A 23598-nucleotide genomic window follows, 5' to 3' on the forward strand; every position below is an offset into this window, starting at 1 on the left:
GGCTCAGGCGCCTCCGGTGTGCACCTGGAACGCCGCCCGGCGCACGGCCTTGGCCAGCGCGGGGTCCGGGTGCGCGGCAGCCAGGGCCACCAGCACCTGGACGGTGCGGGGGTGGCCGCCGGCCCGGACCTCCTCGATGAGTGCCGGGACCGTGCCCTGGACCGCGGAGTCGAGGTGGCGCAACAGCAGCTGCGGCTCACCGTGGTCGGCGACGGCCGCCGCGGTGTCCACCCACAGCCAGGTGGCTTCCTCGCGGGTGAGGATGTCGGCGGCGTCCTCGGCGTCGGCGCCTTCGTACTCGGCGAGCCAGAGCAGCGCGTAGGGGCGCAGGGAGGGCTCGGTGGCGGCGGCGCGGACCTCGCTCTCGGCGGGGGCGCCGACGACGCGCAGCGCCTCGAAGGCGAGTCCGCGCAGCAGGGCGTCCTCGCCGCGGGCGACGACGAGGAGTTCGCCGACGGCGCCGGAGACGGTGCGTGCGGCGAGCCAGGCACGGTATTCGGCGCGGGCCGGGCCGGGGGTGAGGCGGGCACAGCCGCGCAGCATGTCCTCGGCGGACTGCTCGATGTTGCCCGCGGGACTCTGGGCGGCGACGCAGATCTGCTCGAGTTTGACCCAGACCGCCCAGTTGCCGAGCGGGGTGAGGGTGGCCGCCTGGCCGCGCTCCAGGGTCAGGGCGCCGACGGCGGACAGTCCCTCGAGGGCCCAGTCGAGCAGGACGGAGACGGGGACGCCGTCGCCGGCTCCGGGGGGCCGGGCCCCTTCGGACCCGGCGGGGGCCGTCCCGGAGGCGGCGGGCACGGCCGGGTGCGCGTCGCCGGGCGCGGTGTAGGGGACTTCGCAGCGTTCCTCGCGCAGCTCGGCGACCCGCTGCTGCAGCAGATCGAGCAGAGCCGGTACAGGTACGGGGCCGGCCGAGAGCTGAAGGAGGGAGAGCACCTGGGGCACGGCCTCGACGACCTCGGCCACCGCGGTCGGGGCGATGTCCCCGGGGGCCGGATGGACCAGTGACCAGGCATCGAAGAGAGCGACCCAGCCCCGCAGGACTGCCATGTCGTCGCGGTCCCAGGCGCGCAGCCGCCAGCCGGGGCGGGCGGTGTCGCCGTGCAGCTCGACCAGGCCGGCGAGGCGGGCGCGGTCCCAGCCGGCGCGGACCTGGTCGGGTGTCAGTTCCAGAGCGGCGGCGACGCGTTCCCGGGCGCGGGCGGTGAGCGGGGCGGTGCTGGGGTCGTGCTCGACGCAGGCCCAGCGGGCGATGCGTACGGCGTCGGCGAGGAGCGCCCTGGCCTGGCGGGCCAGCTCTGCCGGGGAGGGAGTGCCCTCGGGCGGCCTGGGCGCCGTCCGGGTGCGCCGGGTCGTCACGGCCCGTCGTGCGGTGGCCAGGGATCGCGGGCGGACAAGACGGAGTCTGGAGTTGCGCGCCAATTGCTCATCAGGCTTTCGGGACGTCACGGGGTGCAGTCTTCCCGTTGACGGCCCGAAAGCCCAAACGGAACCTGTCCGGCCGGGCCCGGCGGTCGCCCCACCGGGGGCCACAGGCACTACATCAAGGGGGTGAGGAAGCGACGGAGGGCCTCTTCGTAGCGGGCCGGTCCGGCGTTCCACATGGCGCCGTGCGGGGCGTTCGGGACGGGGTGGAGGCTGACCAGTTCGGGTCGCCGGGCCGCCAGCTCACGGGAGGGCTGCCACGGGGCGAGGGTGTCGTGCGGGCCGTGGAAGATCAGGGTCGGCACCCTCAGGGCGGCGGGGTCGGCGGCCTGGAGCAGGCGGTCGCCGTGCAGTCCGGTCCTGCCCTGTGCCGCTCTGACGGCCAGGGGCAGCAGCGGTGCGGGGGTGCCCCTCGCGGCGGCCAGGGAGCGCAGGGTGACCTGCCAGTCGAGCACCGGCGAGTCCAGGACGAGTCCGCTGATCCGGTCGCGCAGCGCCGAGTTGGCGGCGGCGTGCAGGGCCATCGAGGCACCGATGGACCAGCCGTGGATGACGACGCGCTGGGCGCCGTGCCGCACCGCATGGCGGACGGCCGCGTCCAGGTCGCGCCATTCGGAGTCGCCGAGGTGGCCGAGCCCGTCGGGGGGCCGGGGTGCGCCGGCGTCGCCACGGTAGGCCAGATCGAGGACCGGGAACTGCTGGCCGTGCAGGAACTCGAGCACGTTCAGAGGGTGTTCCCAGGTCGTGCCCAGGCCGTGCACGGTGATGACCCAGGTGGCACGTGGGCCGGGCACGAACCAGGCGGGCAGTGCGCCCAGTTCGCCGGCGACGAAGACCTCGGTGCAGTCGATACCGAGCGCCTCGGACGGAGTGCCGTTGTACACCTGGGGCGTGAGCCGAACCCGGGTGCCGGGTTCCAGGCGGCCACGGGCGACGCGTTCCAGGCGGCGTACCACGGTGTCGGCGGAGTGCGGGACCTCTTCGAGGACGGGACCGACGACGGCATGGACGCCGGAGCCCTCGAGTCCGTAGGTGCCGGGGCGCAGGGAGGCCAGACTGCGGGTCAGGATGATGCGGTCGCCGACGGTCTCGTGCACGGTGAGCGGGGGGTCGCCGGGCAGAGGCCGCCCTGCCGGTGCCTTGAGCGCGGCGCTGCTCGCGTAGCGGCCGGCAGCTACTGCGGCCGCACCGACGCCGATCAGAGTGGTGACGGCGGCTGCCGTCGCTTTAGCCAGGCGCACCCGTCCAGTGTGGCAGCCGCAGGCCCCGCTGCCAGTGCAGGACCCGGCCGACATGCGCCGGTGATCGGGGCACGGGGTGGACCGGGTGACCGGGGGTGCGGGGACAGGGTCGAAAAGCAGGACGCACCGGGCCGGGCAGGAAGGTCCGCGGGCCGTACAGGCGGACCGAGGCCGCGGGCGGGCCCGCGGGGACAAGGCGGGAGGACCGGGCAGGAAGGCCGGTGGCCGCACAGGCGGACCGAGGCGCGGGCCGGGCGGGGGCGGCGTCAGCGGGACTGGCCGTAACCCCGAAGTTGCTCGGCCACGTCGCGCAACTGGGCCCCGGACAGCAGGGTGGGCGTGTGTCCCGGCACGGACGAGGCGGTCAGCCAGAGCCGGCACATCCACTCCAGCTGGGCGGTGCGGTCGTAGGCCTGGTCGAGGGAGTCCCCGTAGGTGACCGTGCCGTGGTTCCGCAGCAGGCATGCGGTGCGGTCGCGCAGGGCCTCCCGCATGTTCGCGGCGAGTTCGTCGGTGCCGTAGAGGGCGTAGGGGGCGACGCGTACCGGGCCTCCGAGCGCGGCCGTCATGTAGTGGACAGGGGGGAGCTCGGGGACGAGGGTGGAGACGGCGGTGGCATGCACGGCGTGGGTGTGCACCACGGCCCCGGCGGAGGTGCTGCGGTAGACCTCGAGGTGCAGCGGCAGCTCACTGGTGGGGGCGAGGGCGCCGAAGAGCCGGACGCCGTCGAGGTCGACGCCGACGGCGTCCTCGGGGGTGAGGCGGTCGTAGGGAACCCCGCTGGGGGTGACCAGGACGGTCTCACCGACCCGTACCGAGACATTGCCGGATGTGCCGACCACCAGTCCCTCGGAGGCCGTCCTGCGTGCCGTCGCCACGAGGTCCTGCCATGCCCGTTCCATCGCGTCCCGCCCCTGCTCCGTCATGTGGCGATTCTCTCAGTCACGGGCGGCGAGTCGCGGCCGGGGGACGAGCCGTCGCAGCCGTCCCCGGGGGCGGCTCGAACAGACTCCACAGGCCTTCCGAGGCCTCGGTGAAGCCTCCGCTTCGCAAGCGGAGTTGCGTTTCCTCACTTGTAGACACCACAACGCCGGACTCAGTTCATCTTCCGTTCACTCAGGTTGCCTACGTTCGTCCAGCCACTGACGTCGAACGATTGCCTGGGTAAATGGAACACATCACGCTGCTGCTCGCGATTGTGATCGTGACAGCTCTCGTGTTCGATTTCACGAACGGTTTCCACGACACCGCCAACGCGATGGCGACGACCATCTCGACCGGCGCACTGAAGCCCAAGACGGCGGTCGCCATGTCCGCCGTTCTGAACCTGGTCGGCGCTTTCATGTCCGTGGAGGTCGCCAAGACGATCTCCAGCGGCCTCGTCGACGATTCAGGCATCACACCCGAGGTCATCTTCGCGGCGCTCGTCGGCGCCATCCTCTGGAACCTGCTGACGTGGCTCATCGGCCTGCCGTCCAGCTCCTCGCACGCCCTCATGGGCGGCCTCATCGGCGCCACCGTCGCCTCGGTCGGCCTCGGCGGCGTCAACGGCCCGGTCGTGGTCACCAAGGTGCTGATCCCCGCGATCGCCGCGCCCCTGGTGGCCGGTATCGCCGCTTTCCTCGCCGCCCGGCTGACGTACAGGCTCGGCAGGAACGCCGACTCGAAGGCCACCGCGAAGGGCTACCGCTCCGGCCAGATCGCTTCCGCGGGCCTCGTCTCGCTGGCACACGGCACCAACGACGCCCAGAAGACGATGGGCATCATCACGCTGGCGCTCGTCGCCGGCGGTGTGCTCGCCCCGGGCTCGAACCCTCCGCTGTGGGTCATCCTGACCGCCGGTCTGGCGATCTCCCTCGGTACCTACCTGGGCGGCTGGCGCATCATCCGCACCATGGGCAAGGGCCTGACCGACCTCCAGCCGCAGCAGGGCTTCGCCGCCCAGACCAGCGCGGCCAGCGTCATCCTCGCCTCCTCCAACCTCGGCTTCTCCCTGTCCACCACGCACTCGTGCTCCGGCGCGGTGATGGGCGCGGGCCTCGGCCGCAAGGGCGGAGTCGTCCGCTGGTCGACCGCGACCCGGATGTTCGTCGCCTGGGGTCTGACCCTGCCGGCGGCGGGCCTCGTCGCGGCGGGTGCGGAGTTCGTCACCCAGCAGGGTGACTGGGGTGTCGCGGCCGTCGCCGTCTTCCTGGTCGCCTCCTGCATCGCGATCTGGTTCATCTCCCGCCGCCAGGTCATCGACCACACCAACGTCAACGACACCGGGGCCGAGGAGCCCGCGGGCGTTGTCACGACCGCCATCGCGGCCGTCACCCCGCCGCCGGCGGGCACCCCCGCGCAGGACCTCAAGACCACCATCCCCGCCCCGGCCGCTCCCCCGGCCGAGCCGGTCGACAGCCCGGCCACGGTGTAAGGAAGCAGCAGCATGAAAATCGACTGGGCAGCTCTCGGCTCCGTCTTCGGCGTGAGCCTCGTCGCCACCGTCGCCCTGGTGGGCCTGTTCACCCTGGGCGTCGTGGGCCTGACCAAGCACGAGGCGGCAGCATCGGGCGGCGGCTCCGCGGCACTGGCCCGCACCGGCGCGTACGCCTCCTTCGCGCTGTGCGCGGCGGCCGTGGCGTACGGGATCTACCTGATCGTCAGCTGACGGCCGGAAGCACCGCACGAGCCTCACAGGCCGGTTCCCGTCCATCCTCCGGTGGACCGGGACCGGCCTTCGCGCGTCCCCGGGTACGGGCCCCTGTGTGGGGCTCGGCACACTGTCCCGCCGCAGGTCAAGGGTGAGTTGACGGGCGTTCGCGCGCGTGGTGGACTGCCGGGGCCATCTACGGCGGCAGAAGAGGAAGTCCGGTGCAAATCCGGCGCGGTCCCGCCACTGTCACCCGAGGAGCAGTCCCCGGGGAGCCAGGAACTCTCACCGCCGGTCACGTCGAACCAGGGCGCGGACCCTGAGTGAGGACTCATCGCCATGCCTGGCTGCGGTTCAGCCGTGTCTGCTCAGCCCCCCTGCGGGCGGGCCGAAAGCGCAAGGGGTCGCTGAATCCATGCGTGCCGACCGTGTATTCGTGTACGGCGCCGCCGCCGGTCTCGTCATCGACTCGCTGCTCGGCGACCCTCGCCGCGGTCATCCGGTCGCCGTTTTCGGCCGGGCGGCGGGCGCCGTCGAGCGTGTGCTGTGGCGTGACCACCGCGGCCGGGGCGCCCTGCACACCGCCGTGTGCGCCGGTGGCGCGGTGGCCGCGGGCGCGCTGGCGGCCCGGGCCGCGCTCCGTTCCCGTACCGCATCGCTCGCCCTGACCGCCGCCGCCACCTGGTCCGTCGTCGGGGGCACCACCCTCGGCCGCGAGGCCCGGGCCATCGGCGACGCGCTGGCCGCCGGTGACACCGAGCTGGCGCGCGAGCGGCTGCCGCATCTGTGCGGACGCGACCCTCAGTCCCTCGACGAGCAGCAGATCGCCCGTGCCGTCGTCGAGTCCGTCGCCGAGAACACCTCCGACGCGGTCGTCGGCGCTCTCGTGTGGGGCTCACTCGCCGGAGTGCCGGGTCTGGTGGGCTTCCGGGCGGTCAACACCCTGGACGCGATGGTCGGGCACAAGTCGCCCCGTTACCGCCGGTTCGGGTGGGCCTCGGCTCGCCTGGACGATCTGGCCGGCTGGCCGGGCGCCCGGCTCACTGCCGCTCTCGCGGTGCTCGCGGGCGACGATCCGCGGGGCGCCGTACGGGCGTGGCGGGCCGACGCGAAGAAGCATCCGAGCCCCAACGCGGGCCCGGTGGAAGCGGCGTTCGCGGGCGCGCTCGGCGTACGGCTGGGCGGGACCCTCTCCTACGGCGGCCGCATCGAGCACCGCCCGGTGCTGGGCGGCTCGGGCCGGCCGGTCCGGCTCACGGACATCGAACGGGCCGTGCGGCTGTCGCGGCGCGTCGGCGTGCTGGCCCTCGCGGTCGGAGCGGGCGCCCGACTGGCGTACGGAGCGGTGCGGGCGGGACGGCCGGCCCGTACCGCGGTGGCGGCGGGCCCAGGGGCGGGGACACGGCGCCGCGGCGCCGGAAAGGGGCGGGGATGAGCGGGAGCGGACGCAGCGGCGGGGGACTGCTGGTCGCCGGCACCACGTCGGACGCGGGCAAGAGCGTCGTCACCGCCGGCATCTGCCGGTGGCTGGTACGGCAGGGAGTGAAGGTCGCGCCCTTCAAGGGCCAGAACATGTCGCTCAACTCGTTCGTGACCCGCGAGGGCGCGGAGATCGGGCGAGCCCAGGCGATGCAGGCGCAGGCCGCCCGGGTGGAGCCCAGCGCGCTGATGAATCCGGTGCTGCTCAAGCCCGGCAGCGACCGCTCCAGCCAAGTGGTGCTGATGGGCAGGCCGGTGGGCGAGCTCAGCGCGCGCGGCTACCACGGAGGGCGGCAGCGGGAGCTGTTCGAGCCGGTCCTGGCGTGCCTGGAGGAGCTGCGGGGCACGTATGACGCCGTGATCTGCGAGGGGGCGGGCAGTCCTGCCGAGATCAATCTGCGGCGCACGGACATCGTGAACATGGGCATCGCACGGGCGGCCCGGCTGCCGGTGCTCGTGGTCGGCGACATCGACCGGGGCGGGGTGTTCGCGCAGTTCTTCGGTACGACGGCGCTGCTGGCCCCCGAGGACCAGGAGCTGATCGCCGGGTACCTCGTCAACAAGTTCCGCGGCGATGTGACGCTTCTTGAACCGGGTCTGGACATGCTCCTCGGGCTCACCGGGCGGCGCACGTTCGGTGTGCTGCCGTACGCCCACGGGCTCGGCATCGACGAGGAGGACGGGCTGCGGGTGTCCCTGCGCGGTGCCGTACGGGAGTCGGTGGTCGCGCCGCCGGTCGGCGAGGACGTGCTGCGGGTCGCCGTGTGCGCCGTGCCGCTGATGTCCAACTTCACCGATGTGGACGCGCTGGCCGCCGAGCCGGGCGTGGTGGTGCGGTTCGTGGACCGTGCCGAAGAACTCGTCGACGCCGACCTGGTGGTGGTGCCCGGCACCCGTGGGACGGTCAGGGCACTCGCCTGGCTGCGTGAGCGCGGTCTCGCGGACGCGATCGTGCGGCGGGCGGCGGAGGGCCGGCCGGTGCTCGGCGTCTGCGGTGGCTACCAGGCGCTGGGCGAGCGCATCGAGGACGACGTCGAGTCGAGGGCCGGGGAGGTCGACGGTCTCGGACTGCTGCCGGTACGGGTGCGGTTCGCCCGAGAGAAGACCCTCGCAAGGCCGGTGGGCCAGGCGCTGGGCGAGCGCGTCGAGGGGTACGAGATCCATCACGGCATCGCCGAGGTCCTGGGCGGCGAAGGGTTCATCTCCGATGACGACGGACACAGCCTGGACGGCTGCCGGGTCGGCTCGGTGTGGGGCACGCACTGGCACGGGTCCCTCGAGAGCGACGGCTTCCGGCGGGCCTTCCTGCGGGAGGTCGCCACGGCGGCGGGGCGACGGTTCGTGCCCGCTCCCGACACGAGCTTCGGCGCGCTGCGCGAGCAGCAGCTGGACCGGCTCGGCGACCTGATCGAGGAGTACGCCGACACGGACGCGCTGCTGCGGCTGATCGAGCAGGGGCCGCCGGCCGGGCTGCCGTTCATCCCGCCGGGTGCGCCGTGAGGCGGGGGCGGGGGGCATGTGGCGCCAGGGGCGCCCGGGACCGCGTTGTCCCCGCATGCGCCGGGAGCACAGTAAGCGCTCGACCCAGTAGTCGCGCGGCAACGGGCCGTCCCCGCATCGGCGGGGACAAGATCTTCGCCATGCCAGGCAGCCCGCAAGGCTTCGCATACGTGGCCCGACAGCCACTCGAAGGAGTGATCACCCCATGAGCAGCACCCGTTATCCGTTCACCGCGGTCGTCGGCATGGACGACCTGCGGCTGGCGTTGCTGCTCAACGCCGTGAGCCCCGCGGTGGGCGGTGTGCTGGTCCGTGGCGAAAAGGGAACCGCCAAGAGCACTGCCGTGCGCGCCCTGGCCGATCTGCTGCCCGAGGTGCCGGTGGTGGCGGGCTGCCGCTTCTCCTGCGACCCCGCCGCGCCCGATCCGCAGTGCCCGGACGGGCCGCACGAGACCGGCCCCGGGACCGCCCGTCCGGCCCGGATGGTCGAGCTGCCCGTCGGCGCCTCGGAGGACCGGCTCGTCGGAGCGCTCGACATCGAGCGGGCGCTGGCGGACGGCGTCAAGTCCTTCGAACCGGGCCTGTTGGCCGACGCGCACCGCGGAATCCTGTACGTCGACGAGGTCAACCTTCTGCATGACCACCTGGTCGACCTCCTGTTGGACGCGGCCGCGATGGGCGCCTCGTACGTCGAGCGCGAAGGTGTCTCGGTACGGCACGCCTCGCGCTTTCTGCTCGTCGGGACCATGAACCCCGAAGAGGGCGAACTGCGGCCGCAGTTGCTGGACCGCTTCGGCCTGACGGTGGAGGTCGCCGCGTCGCGGGACCCCGACCGGCGGGTGGAGGTCGTACGGCGCCGGCTCGCGTACGACGACGATCCGGCCGGCTTCGCGGCTCGCTGGGCGGACGAGGAGGCAGCGCTACGGGCCCGCATCGTGGCCGCGCGCGAACTGCTGCCGGCCGTGGAGCTCGGTGATGTGGTGCTGCGTCAGATCGCCGCGACCTGCGCGGCGTTCGAGGTGGACGGCATGCGTGCGGACATCGTGATGGCGCGGACGGCGACCGCTCTGGCCGCGTGGGCGGGGCGTACCGAGGTCGCCGAGGAGGACGTGCGGCAGGCCGCGCTGCTGGCGCTGCCGCACCGCAGGCGGCGCAATCCTTTCGATGCGCCGGGCCTCGACGAGGACAAGCTCGACGAGACGCTGGAGGAGTTCGGCGAGGACGAGCCCGACCCGGACCCGGACCCCGGCCCGGACGGCGGTGGCGGCCCCGGCGACGGCGGTGGCGGTGGAGTGCCCCCGCAGAGCAGCGGCCCCGACGCCCCGGAGGCGTCCTCACCGCCCCCGTCCGGGGACGACGCCCCCGCCCCTCCGGCCGGTCCCGGAGGCAGTGAGCAGCAGCCCGTACGAGCCGCCGAGCCGTTTCGTACGAAGATGCTGAGCGTGCCGGGTCTCGGCGAGGGCGCGGCCGGGCGCCGCTCCCGCGCGCGTACCGAGCACGGACGGACGACCGGTGCCAGGCGCCCCCGGGGCGCGCTCACCAAGCTGCACTTGACGGCCACCGTCCTGGCCGCCGCGCCCCATCAGCGGGCGCGCGGCCGCAGCGGGCCCGGCCTGGTGGTCCGCCGCGACGATCTGCGGCAGGCGACCCGCGAGGGGCGCGAGGGAAACCTCGTGCTGTTCGTGGTGGACGCCTCGGGATCGATGGCGGCCCGGCAGCGGATGAGCGCGGTGAAGGGCGCGGTGCTCTCGCTGCTGCTGGACGCGTACCAGCGGCGCGACAAGGTCGGGCTGATCACTTTCCGCGGCAAGGACGCGGAGCTGGCTCTCCCGCCCACGTCGTCGGTGGACGCGGCGGCGGCGCGGCTGGAGTTGCTGCCGACGGGCGGCCGCACCCCGCTGGCGGCGGGCCTGCTGAAGGCCCATGACGTGCTGCGCATCGAGCGCCTGCGTGATCCGTCGCGCCGCCCCCTGCTGGTGGTGGTGACGGACGGCCGCGCGACGGCGTCGGCCGCCGCGGGTGCCGGGCGCCCCGGCAGGGACCGGGCGTCCGTTGCGGTCCCTGCCGTTGCGGGTCCCGCGGCCGGACCAGCGGGCCGGGCTCCCGGCGGACCGGGGGGCATGGACCCGCTCGCGGCTGGGGCCGGCGCACTCACGCATGCACCGGGCGGTATGCCCGGCCGTGCCCCAGGCGCCCGGCGGGGCGCTGCCGGTGCCGGCGGCGGGCAGCACGGTGACGCCTTCGCGCTCGCCCTGCGCGCCGCGCGGCTGCACGCCGCCGAGGGGACCGCGGCCGTCGTCGTGGACTGTGAGGCCGGGCCCGTACGGCTCGGTCTGGCCGGTTCCCTCGCCGGTGAACTCGGCGGCACCGCCGTCACGCTCGACGAGCTGCGCGCCGACTCGATCGCCGGGCTCGTCAAAGACGTTCGAGACGTATCTGCCATCAGCAGGAGGGCCGCCTAATGCCACAGGGACAGCCGTCAGTCGTACCGGACGACGGGCTCACCACCCGCCAGCGCCGCAACCGTCCGCTCGTGTTCGTCCACACGGGCATCGGCAAGGGCAAGTCAACCGCCGCGTTCGGGCTCGCGCTGCGGGCCTGGAACCAGGGATGGCCGGTCGGGGTCTTCCAGTTCGTCAAGTCCGCGAAGTGGAAGGTCGGCGAGGAGAACGCGCTGAAGGTGCTCGGCGCGAGCGGCGAGGGCGGCACCGTCGCCTGGCACAAGATGGGCGAGGGCTGGTCGTGGATCCAGCGCGCCCCCGCCGAGGGCGAACAGTCCAACGAGGACAAGGCCCGTGAGGGCTGGGAGCAGGTCAAGCGGGACCTGGCGGCCGAGACGCACAAGCTGTACGTGCTCGACGAGTTCGCGTACCCGCTGCACTGGGGATGGATCGACACCGACGAGGTGATCGACGTCCTGCGCAGCCGCCCCGGCACCCAGCATGTGGTGATCACCGGCCGCAACGCACCGCAGAAGCTGATCGACTTCGCCGATCTGGTCACCGACATGTCCAAGGTCAAGCACCCGATGGACGCCGGTCAGAAGGGCCAGCGGGGCATCGAGTGGTAGCACGTCTCGTCATCGCCGCACCCTCGTCGGGCAGCGGCAAGACCACCGTCGCGACGGGCCTGATGGCGGCGTTCGTCGAGGCTGGTCTTGCCGTGTCCCCGCACAAGGTCGGCCCCGACTACATCGATCCGGGCTACCACACGCTCGCGGCCGGACGGCCGGGCCGCAATCTCGACTCCTATCTGTGCGGCACGGACCTGATCGCCCCGCTGTTCGCCCATGGCGCCGCGGGTTGTGATGTCGCCGTGGTCGAGGGGGTGATGGGCCTGTACGACGGCGCTTCGGGCCAGGGCGAACTGGCCTCGACGGCACAGATCGCCAAGCTGCTGCGGGCGCCCGTCGTACTGGTCGTGGACGCCTCCTCGCAGTCCCGCTCGGTGGCGGCGCTGGTGCACGGGTTCGCTTCCTGGGACCCGCAGGTGCGGCTCGGCGGGGTCATCCTCAACAAGGTGGGTTCCGACCGGCACGAGTCGCTGCTGCGCGAGGCACTGGCGGAGTCGGGCGTGCCGGTGCTCGGTGCGCTGCGGCGCGAGGACCGGGTCGGCACTCCGTCCCGTCATCTGGGTCTGGTGCCGGTCGCCGAGCGCCGCGTCGAGGCTCTCGACGCGGTCGCGGCTATGGCGCAGCAGGTGCGGGCGGGCTGTGACATGGAGGGGCTGCTGGCTCTGGCGCGCTCCGCTCCCCCGCTGCCGGACGCCCCGTGGGAGCCGGTGGCCGAGCGGGCGCACGGCGGGCGCCGGCCGGTGGTCGCGGTGGCCGGCGGGGCTGCGTTCACGTTTTCGTACGCGGAGCATGTCGAGCTGCTCGCCGCCGCGGGCGCCGACGTGGTGACGTTCGACCCACTGCGGGACGAGCAGCTCCCGGACGGGACGGCCGGCCTCGTCATAGGCGGCGGCTTTCCCGAGGTGTACGCGCCCGAGCTGTCCGCCAACGAGCCGCTGCGCAAGGCGGTCGCGGCTCTGGCCCGCTCCGGTGCGCCCGTCGCCGCCGAGTGCGCGGGACTGCTGTATCTGGCGCGCTCGCTGGACGGAAAGCCGATGTGCGGGGTCCTGGACGCCGATGCGCGCATGTCGGGGCGGCTGACGCTGGGGTACCGGGAGGCCGTCGCGGTGGGCGACAGTCCGCTGGCCGCGGCGGGGACCAGGCTGCGCGGCCATGAGTTCCACCGGACCGTGCTGGAGCCGGGCGCCGGGCCGACACCTGCGTGGGGCATGGTGCGCCCGGAGCGCCGGGTCGAAGGCTTTGTGCAGCAGGGCGTGCACGCGAGCTATCTGCATACGCACTGGGCCTCGCGGCCGGAGGTCGTCGCCCGGTTCGTCGCGGCCTGCGCCCCGTGAGACGGACAAGGGGCCACACCGCGTTCTCACTCGGCAAGGCCGACCGTGCACAGCACCATGGAGGCCGCGCCCAGGACGGGGGCGAGTGCGTCGGCGATCGGCATCACGACGCCCTTGCGCCGGGTGTTCCCGTACAGGCCGGTGTACGTCACATCACCGGTACCGACCGGTCCGCATCACCTCGTTGACCCGGGAGCTCGCAGATCGCCCGGCACGAGAACAGATCGCTCGACACGAGAGGAGCCCCGCTCATGGCCGGTGCCGCCGTCCATGTCGTCGGGGTCGGCGCGTCCAGGGGCGTGTCCGTCGGCGAGGTGCTGGAACTGGTCGTCGGGATTCTGGCCGAGGCCGGCCTTTCGGCCGCGGACGTCGTGGAGCTGGCGAGTGTCGACACGAAGGGGCGGGAGCCGGGGATCGTGGGCGCCGCCGAGCGGCTGGGCGTGCCGCTGGTGACGTACAGCGCCGCACGGCTGGCGGCGGTCGAGGTGCCGAACCCCTCGGAGGCGGTGCTGGGGGCAGTGGGGACGCCGTCGGTCGCCGAGGCAGCGGCGCTCGCGGGCGGCGGCGAACTGCTGGTGCCCAAGCGGAGGTCGAGCCCGGCGAGGGGACCGGCCGGGGCGACATGCGCGGTGGCGCGCCGCAGGGAGCAGGGTGAGCCGGGGACGCCGGCGACCACGCCCCCGGAGTCGTACGACGTCGTGCAGCCGTCCCGTCCCGCGCGGCCCGGCCGTCCCTCCGATCCGGGGACCACGCCGCGGACATGTGGTCCCGCGAACCCGTACGGCGCGCCGGGAACGAACGGCCCCTCGGATCCGTACGACCCAATGGAACTGTTCGAATCCGGCCGGGGCCCTGTACTCGCCGGACTCGATCAAGCCGCACCGGACATGATGACCGTCGTGAGGGCCGGCCGTGCCGCCGGACCGCCCTCATCCGGCGCGGTTTCCCGCCGTATGTGCTCCGTGCCTGCCCGCCCCCACACCCAGGAGTCCCCCATGACCCGCCCGCCCGGCCCACCCAGACCCGTCGTCACCGACGGACACGATCTGCGCCACCACGGCGACGCCGAGGTACGGGACGGAGCGCTGGGCCTGATCGATCTCGCCGTCAATGTGCGAACCGGCACGCCGCCCGCCTGGCTGCGCGATCGCATCGCGGGATCCCTGGCCGTGCTCGCGGCCTATCCGGACGGCCGCGCGGCGCGGGCCGCGGTCGCCGAGCGTCACGGGCTGCCCGTGGAGCGGGTGCTGTTGACGGCCGGTGCCGCGGAGGCCTTCGTGCTGCTCGCTCGGGGGCTCGAGGTACGCCGGCCCCTTGTCGTGCATCCGCAGTTCACCGAGCCGGAGGCGGCGTTGCGGGACGCGGGGCACGAGGTGGCGCGGCTGCTGCTGCGCGAGGAGGACGGGTTCCGGCTGGATCCGAAGGCCGTGCCCGAGGAGGCGGACCTGGTGGTGGTCGGCAATCCGACCAATCCCACCTCCGTGCTGCATCCGGCCGACGACATCGCCCGGCTGGCCCGGCCCGGGCGGGTGCTGGTGGTGGACGAGGCGTTCATGGACGCCGTGCCGGGCGAGCGCGAGACGCTGGCGGGGCGTACGGATGTGCCGGGCCTGGTGGTGTTGCGCAGTCTCACCAAGACCTGGGGACTCGCGGGTCTGCGCATCGGCTATGTGCTCGCCGAACCGGAGACGAACGCGGCGCTGGAGCAGGCGCAGCCGCTGTGGCCTGTCTCCACACCCGCGCTGGCCGCGGCCGAGGCCTGTATGGGGCACGATGCGCTGGCGGAGGCCGAGCTGGCCGCGCACTGCATCGCGACGGAGCGGGCCCATCTGCTGGCGGGGCTGGCCGAGTTCGACGAGGTACGGGCGGTGGAGACGGCTCAGGGGCCGTTCGTGCTCGTACGGGTGCGGCGCGGCGCGGAGGTGCGCGAGCGGCTGCGGGGGCTCGGGTTCGCGGCCCGGCGCGGAGACACCTTCCCGGGGCTGGACACCGACTGGCTGCGGCTCGCGGTGCGCGACCGGGTGACGACCAACCGCTTTCTGCAGGCGCTCGACCAGGCGCTGTCGATGGTCGGCCCACTGAGGTGACCCGGGTAGCCGGCGGGGGCACGGGTACCGGGGCGACCGAGGTGACCCGGGAAGGCGGGTGAACCTGGGCCCTCCCCCGCCGGAGGGGCCCAGGTGGCAGGTCAGCCCCGGGAGCGGACGTGGCTCAGCACCATCGCGGTGCCTCCGGCCGCGAGGAGCAGGGCCGCACCACCCGCGATGTACCAGGTCGCCGAACTGCCCCCGGTCTCCGCGAGGTTGTCCTTGGCCGGCTCCTCGCCCGACTGTGCCCGCACACCGTCGCCGGGATCGGTGGCCGGCTTCTCCTCGGCGGCCTTCGCGGGCACGGCGGGCGACTCGCAGGTCGCCTCGGCAAGGGTGACCGTGCCGGTGACCTCGGCGACGTTCAGCGTGAGGGGGTTCACCGACACCTTCAGCGCGAGGGCGGTGGCGGCGGCCGTACGGGAGGTGGTCTGCGTCCGGGACAGATCGAGGCTCACCTCGCCGACACCCGGTGCCTCGACCCGGGTCGGGCCGCCCGTCGAGAGCGTGACCTTCTTGCCGAGCACGGTCACCTTCCCGAGCAGGTTCGACGTGGCCACCGGCTCGCGGCCCGCCTCGCAGATCGCGGTGGAGGTGACCTTCTCGACCTCGATCAGGGAGAGCAGCGGCAGACCGGGCACATGCAGCGTGGCGTGGGCCAGATTGCTGTGCGCCTCGGCCACCTGCCGGTCGGCGCTCGCCTTGGCGGTGGCCACGTCCGCCCGCAGCACCTGGACGGGCCGGTCCTGGTCGACACCGTCCACCCGCACGCTCAGCGCGGTCTTCTCGGCGCTCTCGGGGGCGTGCACCTCGTTGAGCGTCGCCTTGAGCGGGACATCGACGCTCTTGTCGAGCAGGGACACGTCGAGGCCGGCGCGGAGCACGACCGCACCGGCCCGGCCCTCGGCTCCGGTGGCGTGCGCGGGGGTGGCGACGACCACGGGTCCGATGGCCAGCGCGGCGGCGGCCGCGGAGGCGGCGACACGGCGGCCGGGTGTGCGGAAGGTGTTGCTGTTCACGGTGGTGGTACCCCCACAGGAGACATGACGTCGCCGCCGCCCCACAGGGACGTGTGAGGCGGCGGTGACCGGGACACCGAATCTTTACGCACAGAGAGTGAACCGACAGATACCTGACGTGAGTTCACCTTAAAGTGGGGTTTCGGCACTCACATTCGATTCTTGCGGCACGCGTGTTCCCCTGAGTGCGCTCCGTCGCGGGGTATGGACGGCGAACCGGCGGTCCGCCCGGGTCGCACGCCGCGGGCGAACCCCGCGTCGAAAGGTGCTTCAACGAGCGGCGCCGCGTCAGGGTCACGCCCGGTCAACACGATGGATCCCCAGTCGGCCGGCCTCCCGGGGCCGCCCGCCGCCACGGCAGTCGACGGCACGGCCGGTCGGGCTGCCCCGGTCAGTCGATCACTCTGCCGTTGAGGACCACCCGCCGCGGCCCGGCCAGTGCCCTGACGTCCGCCCGCGGGTCCTCGTCGTACACCACCAGGTCCGCCGGAGCGCCCTCCTCCAGCGCCGGGCGGCCCAGCCACTTCCGCGCTCCCCAGGTGGTCGCCGACAGCGCCTGGATCGGGGGGATGCCGGCCCTCACGAGCTCCGCCACCTCGGCGGCCACGAGACCGTGGGCCAGCGAACCGCCCGCGTCCGTACCGACGAAGACGGGCACCCCGGCGTCGTAGGCGGCACGCACGGTGTCGTAGCGGCGCTCGTACAGCCGGTTCAAATGGGCGGACCACTTGGGGAACTTGTCCCGGCCGCCCTTCGCGAGGTCCGGGAAGGTTGCGATGTTGACCAGCGTCGGCACGATGGCGACACCACGCTCCGCGAAGAGCGGGATCGTGTCCTCGGTGAGGCCCGTCGCATGCTCGATGCAGTCGATGCCCGCCTCGACGAGGTCACGCAGCGAGTCCTCGGCGAAGCAGTGCGCGGTCACCCGCGCACCCAGCCGGTGTGCCTCGGCAATCGCGGCCTCGACCGCGCCACGCGGCCAGCACGGGGCCAGATCCCCCGCCTCGCGGTCGATCCAGTCGCCGACCAGCTTCACCCAGCCGTCACCGCGCCCGGCCTCGTGCGCGACATAGGCGACCAGGTCGTCGGGCTCGATCTCGTGCGCGTAGTTGCGGATGTAGCGGCGGGTGCGGGCGATGTGCCGGCCCGCCCTGATGATCTTCGGCAGGTCCTCACGGTCGTCGACCCACCGGGTGTCGGAAGGGGAGCCCGCGTCGCGCAGCAGCAGCGTGCCGGCGTCCCTGTCGGTGACCGCCTGCTTCTCGCTGGTCGCCGCGTCGACCGCGCCGTGTCGGTCGAGTCCCACGTGGCAGTGCGCGTCCACCAGTCCGGGCAGCGCCCAGCCGTGCACGGTGACCGCTTCGGCGCGCGGGCGGTCGTAGGAGATCCGGCCGTCCACCACCCACAGCTCGTCCCGTGCCTCGTCGGGTCCGACGAGCACCCGCCCCTTCACATGCAGCACCGTGTGATCGCTCATATCGAGCACTGTACGAGGCGCTCGAGGGGCTCGGCCGGGGGCCCGAACACCCGCTCCGGCGCCGTGCCGAAGCGGGCCCCACCGTGATGGCCCCCTGCCGGACCCTTGCGGCGCGCGCCACAGGCTCGACACCCGGCCGGGATCAACCGGAATTTCTGCCGGATTCGTTGCGTGATTCGATGCCCGAACGAGTCCGGCACGGATTCGAATCGAGTAATCTCGAGAAACGCGGAGAGCAAATTTCCGTGAACAGCTCCCCGCATTCTGCTGCCCCCGTTTCCGGGCTCTAAACGTAGGGATTCGCACCGGATCCAGATGTGATTCGGGCGGGTCTCCAGTAGGTTACTCGGGTGTGACAGACGACACATGAAGTCCACTTTGGACATATATATCCGGGCAAAACGGTGCGATCAAGCGGCATTTCGCGCGGCGCCCCCGCTCGCGCGATAACACAGAACACTCGTTCACCCAACCCCCCTCCCCGATGCAATTTCTGAATTTGCTCGGTAAATTCAAGCCGCATGACCACAGCACAAGCAGCCATTGTTCTGGACAGCCCGCGCGTGGAGGACGGAGCCGCGATTTGGCGCATCGCCCGCGACTCCGAGGTCCTGGACCTCAACTCCTCGTACAGCTATCTGCTGTGGTGCCGTGATTTCGCCGCGACCTCCGTGGTGGCTCGTGGCACCGACGGGGAGCCGATCGCCTTCGTCACCGGGTACGTCAGGCCGGAGCGCCCGCACACCCTGCTCGTCTGGCAGGTCGCCGTTGACCATGCACACCGCGGCCAGGGCCTGGCCGGGGTCCTGCTGGACGCCCTCACCGCGCGTGTCGCGGGCGGGGGCATCCACACGGTCGAGACGACCGTCACCCCGGACAACACCGCGTCCGACCGGCTGTTCAGCTCCTACGCAGAGCGCCACAGGGCCTCGCTGACCCGCGAAGTCCTCTTCGACGGCGGGCTGTTCCCCGAGGGCACGCACCAGCCGGAAGTGCTGTACCGCATCAGCCCGATCACCGCCTGAACCCGGATCTGACACCCCCACCCAGGAGAGAACGCTGTGACGATCACCCCGCCCGCTCTGAGTGTCTTCGAGACCCTTGAGTCGGAGGTGCGCAGCTACTGCCGCGGCTGGCCGGCCGTGTTCGACCGCGCGCAGGGCAGCTACCTCCACGACGAGGACGGACACACCTACCTCGACTTCTTCGCCGGTGCCGGATCACTCAACTACGGGCACAACAACCCCGTACTGAAACGCGCGCTGATCGACTACATCGAGCGCGACGGCATCACCCACGGCCTGGACATGGCCACCACCGCGAAGCGCGCGTTCCTGGAGTCGTTCCAGAACGTGATCCTGCGTCCGCGCGACCTGCCTTACAAGGTCATGTTCCCCGGCCCGACCGGCACCAACGCGGTCGAGTCGGCGCTGAAACTGGCCCGCAAGGTGAAGGGCCGCGAGTCCGTCGTGTCGTTCACCAACGCCTTCCACGGCATGTCGCTCGGCTCGCTCGCCGTGACCGGCAACGCCTTCAAGCGGGCAGGCGCCGGTATCCCGCTGGTGCACGGCACCCCGATGCCGTTCGACAACTACTTCGACGGCCAGGTCCCGGACTTCCTGTGGTTCGAGCGCCTCCTCGAGGACCAGGGCTCCGGGCTCAACAAACCGGCCGCCGTGATCGTCGAGACGGTCCAGGGCGAGGGCGGCATCAATGTCGCCCGTGCCGAGTGGCTGCGCGCGCTCCAGGAGCTGTGCCACCGCCAGGACATGCTGCTGATCGTCGACGACATCCAGATGGGCTGCGGCCGCACCGGCGGATTCTTCTCCTTCGAGGAGGCGGGCATCGTCCCGGACATCGTCACGCTGTCCAAGTCCATCAGCGGCTACGGAATGCCCATGTCGCTGTGCCTGTTCAAGCCGGAGCTCGACATATGGGAGCCGGGCGAGCACAACGGCACCTTCCGCGGCAACAACCCGGCCTTCGTCACGGCCGCCGCCGCGCTCAACACCTACTGGACCGACGGCCAGATGGAGAAGCAGACCCTCGCCCGGGGCGAGGAGGTCGAGCGGGCGCTGCTCGCGATCGTCGACGAAACGGGCGGCGAGGGCGTGAGCTTCCGCGGCCGGGGTCTGGTGTGGGGCATGGAGTTCGCGGACAAGAAGCGCGCTTCGGCTGTCTGCGCCCGCGCCTTCGAGCTGAGTCTGCTGCTGGAGACCTCCGGCCCGGAGAGCGAGGTCGTCAAGCTGCTGCCGCCGCTGACCGTATCTCCCGACGAGCTGGACAACGGTCTGCGCATCCTGGCGCGTTCGGTCCGCGAAACCGCCTGACACCCCCGTACACGAAGGAAAGGCACCGACTCACCGTGATCGTCCGATCGTTCAAGGACATCGAGAACACCGAGCGCCATGTGAAGGCCGCTTCCGGCACCTGGGAGAGCAAGCGCATCGTGCTCGCCAAGGAGAAGGTCGGCTTCTCGCTGCACGAGACCGTTCTGTACGCGGGCACGGAGACGTCGATGTGGTACGCGAACCACATCGAGGCCGTGCTCTGCGTGGAGGGCGAGGCCGAGCTGACCAACGACGAGACGGGCGAGACCCACTGGATCGAGCCCGGAACGATGTATCTGCTGGACGGCCACGAGCGCCACACCATGCGCCCCAAGACCGACTTCCGCTGCGTCTGCGTCTTCAATCCGCCCGTCACCGGACGGGAGGACCATGACGAGAACGGCGTGTACCCGCTGCTGACCGAGGAGGGCTGAGAGATGACCACCGCCCCTGTACGCACCGACCTGTACCCGACCCGCGGCCCGCAGGAGGTGACGACCCCCCGCCAGGACCCCGTCGTATGGTCGGCGCCCGGTGCCCCGGGACCGATCGTCACCTCCGACCTGATGGCCTTCGAGCGGGACGGTTTTCTGACCGTCGACCAGCTCATCGGCGACGACGAGGTCGCGCTCTACCGCGCCGAACTCGACCGGCTGGTCAGCGATCCCGCCGTACGCGCGGATGAGCGCTCGATCATCGAGCCCACGTCCCAGGATGTGCGGTCGGTCTTCGAGGTGCACAAGCTCAGCGAGATCTTCGCCGCGCTGGTGCGCGACGAGCGGGTGGTGGGCAGAGCCCGGCAGATCCTCGGCTCCGACGTGTACGTCCACCAGTCCCGGATCAATGTGAAGCCGGGCTTCGGCGCAACCGGGTTCTACTGGCACTCGGACTTCGAGACCTGGCACGCGGAGGACGGACTGCCGAACATGCGCACCGTGTCCGTCTCGATCGCGCTGACCGAGAACCGCGACACCAACGGCGGGCTGATGATCATGCCCGGTTCGCACAAGTCCTTCCTGGGCTGCGCGGGCGAGACGCCGAAGGACAACTACAAGAAGTCGCTGCAGATGCAGGACGCCGGCACACCGTCGGACGCGGCGCTGACCCGCTTCGCCGACGCGCACGGGATCCGGCTGTTCACCGGCCGGGCCGGGTCGGCGACCTGGTTCGACTGCAACTGCATCCACGGGTCGGGCGACAACATCACGCCGTATCCGCGCAGCAATGTCTTCATCGTGTTCAACAGCGTGGAGAACGCGGCGGTCGAGCCGTTCGCCGCACCGGTGCCGCGCCCCGAGTTCATCGGGGCGAGGGACTTCACACCCGTGCGGTAGCGGGCGTTCGTGCATGCAGGTGGGGCCGGTCTCTCCCCCGGGGAGACCGGCCCCCGCGCATGCGCCGGGCCTCGGGCCGTGCGTCAGGCGGTCAGCGCCGGGTAGTCGATGTACCCCTTGTCGTCACCGCCGAAGAACGTGGCCGGGTCCGGCGTGTTGTACGGGCCGCCGGCCTTCAGCCTCGCCGGAAGGTCCGGGTTGGCGAGGAACAGGACGCCGTAGGAGACCAGATCGGCGATGCCGTCCTCGATCAGGGCGAGCTCGCCGGGGCCGGTGGGCCCGTCGGTCGCCGCGTTGAGGACGATCGTCCCGGAGAAGCCCTTGCGCAACGTGAGGGTGAGCTCCCGCAGCCCGGGGGCGGCCTCGAGGACATGCAGATAGGCGAGGCCGAGCGGCTCGAGCTGCGCGACGAGGGCGGTGTACACGGCCTCCGGCTCGGGCTCGTCGATGTCGTTGTACGAGTTGGACGGCGAGATCCGGATGGCGGTGCGCTCCGGGCCGATCTCCGCGACGACGGCCTTGGTGACCTCGACGGCGAAGCGGATACGGCCCTCGGCCGAGCCGCCCCACTCGTCGGTGCGGGTGTTGGTGTTGGGCGCCAGGAACTGGTGGATGAGGTAGCCGTTTGCGCCGTGCAGCTCGACACCGTCGAAACCGGCTTCCACGGCGTTGCGGGCCGCGGCGGCGAAGTCGGCGATCGTCGCCCGTACGTCCTCGTCGGTCAGTTCTTTGGGCGTGATGAAGTCCTTGGGGCCCTCGTGGGTGTAGACCTGCCCCTCGGCCGCGACGGCGGAGGCGCCGACGGGGACGAGTCCGTCCGGCAGCAGCACCGGGTGGCCGATCCGGCCGGCGTGCATGAGCTGCGCGAAGATCGCGCCGCCGGCGGCGTGCACGGCGTCGGTGACCTTGCGCCAGGCGGCGATCTGCTCGTCACTGTGCAGCCCCGGGGTATCGGGGTAGCCCTGGCCGACGACGGAGGGCTGGATGCCCTCGGTGATGATCAGGCCGGCCGACGCGCGCTGCGCGTAGTACTCCACGACCGACGGAGTCGGCGACAGGCCGGGGCCGTGAGCACGACTGCGGGTCATCGGGGCCATGGCTATGCGGTTCGCGAGCTTCCTGCCGGCGAGCTGGATCGGGTCGAATGCGGTGGTCATGGGAACCCCCAGAGAAACTATGTGGTCGGCCAAGTAATAGGCCAGGAGTCACTGTAACCCATTCATTGGCCGACCAAGGTAAAATGTGTCCATGACGTCTTCGCAGTAGCTTGTGCTACGGCCGCAGCACACGATCCACCTGTTCCGCAGGACCGAGGAGGTCCAGATGACCGCCGTACCCCAGGCCAAGGGCGATCCCGTCTGTAGCGATCTGCCCCGGGCCGCCCGTGGCGGCCCGGTCAGCCATGCCCTGTCCCGGGTGGCGCGGCTCCACCGGATCGCGGCCGGAAAGGTGCTCAAGGACCTTGGCCTCTACCCCGGGCAGGAGTTCCTGATGATGCGGCTGTGGGGCGCGGGTCCGGTACGGCAGTCGGAACTGATCAAGGCCGTGGACCTCGATCCCTCGACGGTCACCAAGATGCTCCAGCGCCTGGAACAGACCGGTCACGTCACCCGCTGCCCGGACCCGGCGGACCGCCGCGCCGTGGTGGTCGAGGCGACGGACCGCAGCTGCGCGCTGCTCGCGGACGTGTCGGCGGCGTGGACCGAGCTGGAACGACACACCCTCGCCGGCCTCGACGAGGAGGAACGCCAGGAACTGGCCCGCCTGCTGGGCAAGGTCGAGGCGAATCTGTGCACCGAGACGGCGGGCTGCCCCGACGCGCGCCCGTAGGTCGTCTCCGGGCGTGCACCGGGGAATCGGGTGGGCAGACGGCGTCCCGGGCGCCGGTACAGACGTCACCGCCCAGGCGAACAGGGGCTGCACCAGTTTCGGGACCGGTTCCGTCCCGTCCGTAACGGTGTGCGGACCGGTTTGCGCAGGTGGCTCCGGATGCGGTGCCGGCTTGCCTCCGTAACGGATTCTCCCGGCGCAGATCCCACGAGCTCAGCTCTTGGTCCACACGATGAGCCGCCCGCCTGCAACGGGGGTGTCCTCGTTGCTCAGGTCATCGATCAGCGCCATGGCGACGGATCCCTGGTCCGTGACGGAGCACACGGCGGCGCCCCGGACAAAGCCGCGTGTTTCTTCGCCGCTGCCGAAGAAGGACATGGGGCCGAATCCGGTCCCCGCCGCTGCCCGGCAGTTCTCGAACGTCCGGGGCTGCCCCTCGCGGATCATTCCGACGTGGCTGCCCGTGGCCGACCGCAACTCCATGGCGATCGGCTGGGTTCCGTTGTCCGTGCAGGGCCACTCGGTATCAGCCCGGTACTCCAGCTCGGCACCGGCGGTCCGGGCCGCAGGTGAAGGCGTCCCGCCGGTGACCTTCAGGGTCGTGGACACCCCGGTGTCAAGATCGGTGAACTGCTGCTCGTCACAGCGGGTTGGCGCGACTCCCCACCTCCCTTGATGTGCCTTGTAGCCGGCTGGGGCTGTCAGGTCCGGAGTCCCTTCCGGAGTCGCGGACGCCTCGGCCGACGACGGGGACGGACTGGGCGCGGGGGCGATCGGGTCAACGGTCGGCGACTGCGTGCCGGGCGCCGGCTCCGAGACCCCGGGACCCGTGACGGTC

General features: G+C 72.0%; 21 protein-coding genes and 1 riboswitch. Of the genes, 13 read left to right on the forward strand and 8 right to left on the reverse strand.

Translation table 11 applies throughout. The features are described 5' to 3' along the window. Nucleotides 1–3: 3 nt before the first annotated feature. From ACFYWI_RS05250 to ACFYWI_RS05260, 3 genes are all read right to left on the reverse strand, one after another. Nucleotides 4–1449, reverse strand: a complete 1446-nt coding sequence (locus ACFYWI_RS05250) for a hypothetical protein (protein WP_389225363.1) — start codon at nucleotides 1447–1449, stop codon at nucleotides 4–6. 89 nt (nucleotides 1450–1538) lie between these two features. Then, the gene (locus tag ACFYWI_RS05255) at nucleotides 1539–2666 is read right to left on the reverse strand and encodes an alpha/beta hydrolase (RefSeq protein ID WP_389225366.1); all 1128 of its coding nucleotides are present in this window, start codon (nucleotides 2664–2666) and stop codon (nucleotides 1539–1541) included. A 266-nt stretch (nucleotides 2667–2932) separates the two neighbouring features. Beyond that, nucleotides 2933–3592: a class II aldolase/adducin family protein gene (locus tag ACFYWI_RS05260; protein ID WP_389225371.1), complete on the reverse strand. Its 660-nt coding sequence runs from the start codon at nucleotides 3590–3592 to the stop codon at nucleotides 2933–2935. Nucleotides 3593–3834: 242 nt separating this feature from the next. On the opposite strand from ACFYWI_RS05260, the gene ACFYWI_RS05265 reads away from it, so the two are divergent. The 7 genes from ACFYWI_RS05265 (at nucleotide 3835) to ACFYWI_RS05295 (ending at nucleotide 12683) form a co-directional block, all read left to right on the forward strand. Beyond that, nucleotides 3835–5082 carry an anion permease gene (locus ACFYWI_RS05265; protein ID WP_389225374.1) on the forward strand — a complete coding sequence of 416 codons (1248 nt, stop codon included), beginning with the start codon at nucleotides 3835–3837 and terminating at the stop codon, nucleotides 5080–5082. Between the two features lie 12 nt (nucleotides 5083–5094). Further along, nucleotides 5095–5316 carry a hypothetical protein gene (locus ACFYWI_RS05270; protein WP_389225377.1) on the forward strand — a complete coding sequence of 74 codons (222 nt, stop codon included), beginning with the start codon at nucleotides 5095–5097 and terminating at the stop codon, nucleotides 5314–5316. 152 nt (nucleotides 5317–5468) lie between these two features. Continuing rightward, nucleotides 5469–5605: riboswitch (cobalamin riboswitch) on the forward strand. Between the two features lie 108 nt (nucleotides 5606–5713). After that, nucleotides 5714–6733, forward strand: a complete 1020-nt coding sequence (locus ACFYWI_RS05275; protein ID WP_389225380.1) for a cobalamin biosynthesis protein — start codon at nucleotides 5714–5716, stop codon at nucleotides 6731–6733. Continuing rightward, a complete protein-coding gene (locus ACFYWI_RS05280) occupies nucleotides 6730–8277 on the forward strand; it encodes a cobyric acid synthase (RefSeq protein WP_389225383.1) in 1548 nt (515 codons plus the stop codon). Before ACFYWI_RS05275 ends, ACFYWI_RS05280 begins: the two co-directional genes overlap by 4 nt. Nucleotides 8278–8482: 205 nt before the next feature. Further along, a complete protein-coding gene (locus tag ACFYWI_RS05285; RefSeq protein ID WP_389225386.1) occupies nucleotides 8483–10738 on the forward strand; it encodes a putative cobaltochelatase in 2256 nt (751 codons plus the stop codon). After that, nucleotides 10738–11346, forward strand: coding sequence for a cob(I)yrinic acid a,c-diamide adenosyltransferase (cobO, locus tag ACFYWI_RS05290; RefSeq protein WP_389225389.1), 609 nt, complete (start codon nucleotides 10738–10740; stop codon nucleotides 11344–11346). Before ACFYWI_RS05285 ends, cobO begins: the two co-directional genes overlap by 1 nt. Continuing rightward, nucleotides 11340–12683, forward strand: coding sequence for a cobyrinate a,c-diamide synthase (locus ACFYWI_RS05295; protein ID WP_389225392.1), 1344 nt, complete (start codon nucleotides 11340–11342; stop codon nucleotides 12681–12683). The genes cobO and ACFYWI_RS05295 overlap by 7 nt, the downstream gene beginning before the upstream one ends. 26 nt (nucleotides 12684–12709) lie before the next feature. Here ACFYWI_RS05295 and ACFYWI_RS05300 read toward each other — a convergent pair whose 3' ends face one another. Next, complete coding sequence (locus tag ACFYWI_RS05300) at nucleotides 12710–12835, reverse strand: hypothetical protein (protein WP_389225395.1); 126 nt, start codon at nucleotides 12833–12835, stop codon at nucleotides 12710–12712. Nucleotides 12836–12934: 99 nt separating this feature from the next. On the opposite strand from ACFYWI_RS05300, the gene cobC reads away from it, so the two are divergent. Further along, nucleotides 12935–14770 carry an Rv2231c family pyridoxal phosphate-dependent protein CobC gene (gene cobC / locus ACFYWI_RS05305; RefSeq protein ID WP_389225398.1) on the forward strand — a complete coding sequence of 612 codons (1836 nt, stop codon included), beginning with the start codon at nucleotides 12935–12937 and terminating at the stop codon, nucleotides 14768–14770. Between the two features lie 101 nt (nucleotides 14771–14871). Here the strand turns inward: cobC and ACFYWI_RS05310 are convergent, their stop codons facing one another. Continuing rightward, nucleotides 14872–15789 (reverse strand): SCO1860 family LAETG-anchored protein, encoded by a 918-nt coding sequence (locus ACFYWI_RS05310; RefSeq protein WP_389225401.1) that lies wholly within the window; start codon nucleotides 15787–15789, stop codon nucleotides 14872–14874. A gap of 391 nt (nucleotides 15790–16180) precedes the next feature. After that, on the reverse strand, nucleotides 16181–17266 hold the full coding sequence (locus tag ACFYWI_RS05315) for an amidohydrolase family protein (protein WP_389225404.1): 1086 nt from the start codon (nucleotides 17264–17266) through the stop codon (nucleotides 16181–16183). Nucleotides 17267–17787: 521 nt separating this feature from the next. On the opposite strand from ACFYWI_RS05315, the gene ectA reads away from it, so the two are divergent. The 4 genes from ectA to thpD are packed head-to-tail and all read left to right on the forward strand — an operon-like array spanning nucleotide 17788 to nucleotide 20930. Beyond that, nucleotides 17788–18291 carry a diaminobutyrate acetyltransferase gene (gene ectA / locus ACFYWI_RS05320; protein ID WP_389225407.1) on the forward strand — a complete coding sequence of 168 codons (504 nt, stop codon included), beginning with the start codon at nucleotides 17788–17790 and terminating at the stop codon, nucleotides 18289–18291. 36 nt (nucleotides 18292–18327) lie between these two features. Continuing rightward, nucleotides 18328–19596, forward strand: coding sequence for a diaminobutyrate--2-oxoglutarate transaminase (gene ectB, locus ACFYWI_RS05325; protein ID WP_389225410.1), 1269 nt, complete (start codon nucleotides 18328–18330; stop codon nucleotides 19594–19596). Nucleotides 19597–19631: 35 nt separating this feature from the next. Further along, nucleotides 19632–20030 carry an ectoine synthase gene (locus ACFYWI_RS05330; RefSeq protein ID WP_328402109.1) on the forward strand — a complete coding sequence of 133 codons (399 nt, stop codon included), beginning with the start codon at nucleotides 19632–19634 and terminating at the stop codon, nucleotides 20028–20030. 3 nt (nucleotides 20031–20033) lie between these two features. Then, a complete protein-coding gene (thpD, locus tag ACFYWI_RS05335) occupies nucleotides 20034–20930 on the forward strand; it encodes an ectoine hydroxylase (RefSeq protein ID WP_389225414.1) in 897 nt (298 codons plus the stop codon). Between the two features lie 83 nt (nucleotides 20931–21013). Here thpD and ACFYWI_RS05340 read toward each other — a convergent pair whose 3' ends face one another. Further along, nucleotides 21014–22087, reverse strand: a complete 1074-nt coding sequence (locus tag ACFYWI_RS05340; protein WP_389225417.1) for an alkene reductase — start codon at nucleotides 22085–22087, stop codon at nucleotides 21014–21016. 166 nt (nucleotides 22088–22253) lie between these two features. Between ACFYWI_RS05340 and ACFYWI_RS05345 the strand changes: the two genes are divergently transcribed. Further along, nucleotides 22254–22760, forward strand: coding sequence for a MarR family winged helix-turn-helix transcriptional regulator (locus ACFYWI_RS05345; protein ID WP_389225420.1), 507 nt, complete (start codon nucleotides 22254–22256; stop codon nucleotides 22758–22760). A 213-nt stretch (nucleotides 22761–22973) separates the two neighbouring features. Here the strand turns inward: ACFYWI_RS05345 and ACFYWI_RS05350 are convergent, their stop codons facing one another. Further along, nucleotides 22974–23369: a hypothetical protein gene (locus ACFYWI_RS05350; RefSeq protein WP_389225424.1), complete on the reverse strand. Its 396-nt coding sequence runs from the start codon at nucleotides 23367–23369 to the stop codon at nucleotides 22974–22976. Nucleotides 23370–23598: the final 229 nt, after the last annotated feature.

This window comes from Streptomyces sp. NPDC002889 (genome assembly GCF_042888425.1).
GTDB lineage: Bacteria > Actinomycetota > Actinomycetes > Streptomycetales > Streptomycetaceae > Streptomyces.

What these genes read in the sequence shown, in the direction of transcription:
- ACFYWI_RS05270 (WP_389225377.1), top strand. Translation starts at nt 5,095, where the DNA reads ATGAAAATCGACTGGGCAGCTCTCGGCTCCGTCTTCGGCGTGAGCCTC.
- cobO (WP_389225389.1), top strand. Translation starts at nt 10,738, where the DNA reads ATGCCACAGGGACAGCCGTCAGTCGTACCGGACGACGGGCTCACCACC.
- ACFYWI_RS05340 (WP_389225417.1), bottom strand. Translation starts at nt 22,087, where the DNA reads ATGACCACCGCATTCGACCCGATCCAGCTCGCCGGCAGGAAGCTCGCG.
- ACFYWI_RS05265 (WP_389225374.1), top strand. Translation starts at nt 3,835, where the DNA reads ATGGAACACATCACGCTGCTGCTCGCGATTGTGATCGTGACAGCTCTC.
- ACFYWI_RS05260 (WP_389225371.1), bottom strand. Translation starts at nt 3,592, where the DNA reads ATGACGGAGCAGGGGCGGGACGCGATGGAACGGGCATGGCAGGACCTC.
- cobC (WP_389225398.1), top strand. Translation starts at nt 12,935, where the DNA reads ATGGCCGGTGCCGCCGTCCATGTCGTCGGGGTCGGCGCGTCCAGGGGC.
- ACFYWI_RS05285 (WP_389225386.1), top strand. Translation starts at nt 8,483, where the DNA reads ATGAGCAGCACCCGTTATCCGTTCACCGCGGTCGTCGGCATGGACGAC.
- thpD (WP_389225414.1), top strand. Translation starts at nt 20,034, where the DNA reads ATGACCACCGCCCCTGTACGCACCGACCTGTACCCGACCCGCGGCCCG.
- ACFYWI_RS05315 (WP_389225404.1), bottom strand. Translation starts at nt 17,266, where the DNA reads ATGAGCGATCACACGGTGCTGCATGTGAAGGGGCGGGTGCTCGTCGGA.
- ACFYWI_RS05275 (WP_389225380.1), top strand. Translation starts at nt 5,714, where the DNA reads ATGCGTGCCGACCGTGTATTCGTGTACGGCGCCGCCGCCGGTCTCGTC.
- ectA (WP_389225407.1), top strand. Translation starts at nt 17,788, where the DNA reads ATGACCACAGCACAAGCAGCCATTGTTCTGGACAGCCCGCGCGTGGAG.
- ACFYWI_RS05345 (WP_389225420.1), top strand. Translation starts at nt 22,254, where the DNA reads ATGACCGCCGTACCCCAGGCCAAGGGCGATCCCGTCTGTAGCGATCTG.
- ACFYWI_RS05280 (WP_389225383.1), top strand. Translation starts at nt 6,730, where the DNA reads ATGAGCGGGAGCGGACGCAGCGGCGGGGGACTGCTGGTCGCCGGCACC.